Genomic DNA, 986 nt, shown 5'->3' with positions numbered 1-986 from the left:
TTTATAAATACTATCCCATTAAGAGTTAAATTAGAAGATAGTATGAGCTTTAAAGATTTATTAATAAGTATAAATAAATCCTTCTTAGAAAGTAATGAATATGATTTTTATCCTTTAGCAAAAATACAATCTTTCAGTGAAGCTAAAGAAAAACTAATAAATAATATAATGGTATTTGAAAATTATCCAGTTGATGATGAGGGCCTAAATACTGAACTTTTAATTAAAAATGATTTACAAATAATTGATTTTAGCGGAAAAGAACAAACTAATTATAATTTTAATTTAGTAGTTGGCTACAAAGATATTATTGCAATAAAATTTCAATTCAATGAATTATTATATTCAAAGAATAATGTAGAAAAAATTAAAAATCATTTCGTGAACTTAATAGATGAAATTATAACTAATGAAAATATATTAGTTAAAGACATGGAAATTCTAGGAGAAGATGAAAAAAATAAATTATTAATAGAGTTTAATAAAACTGAAGCGCACTATCCAAACAATAAAACCATACAAGAATTATTTGAAGAACAGGTAGAAAAGACACCAAATAACATTGCAGTTGTATTTGAAAACAAAAGTATAACTTATAAAGAGCTTAATGAAAGAGCCAACTCATTAGCTAGTATCTTAAGAAATAATGGTGTAGGACCTGATGATATTGTAGGTATAATGACAGAACGTTCTATAAATATGATAGTAGGAATAATGGCAATAATAAAGGCTGGCGGAGCATATTTACCTATAGATCCTAAATATCCACAAAATAGAATAGAGTATATATTAGAGAATAGTAAAATTAAAACAATCTTAGTACGAAGTAACTTTAAGGAAAAAATTAAACAGAAAATTGATATATATGATTTAAATGATGAATCATTATACAACGGAAATGTTAATAATTTAAAGAAAAATATTAAAGAAAATAATTTAGCATATGTAATATATACATCTGGAACAACTGGAAATCCAAAAGGAGT

The 986-nt window shown here is 23.8% G+C and carries 1 protein-coding gene; it reads left to right on the top strand.

Annotated features, from left to right (window positions below):
• The coding region (locus tag BUB01_RS05845; RefSeq protein ID WP_200802847.1) for an AMP-binding protein at positions 1–986 on the top strand (986 nt) is incomplete at both ends.

Source organism: Clostridium cavendishii DSM 21758 (assembly GCF_900141845.1).
In the GTDB taxonomy this organism is placed as follows: Bacteria; Bacillota; Clostridia; order Clostridiales; family Clostridiaceae; genus Clostridium_AG; species Clostridium_AG cavendishii.
Note: the sequence above shows the minus strand (reverse complement) of the source record. Positions and strands in the feature narration are given on the sequence as shown.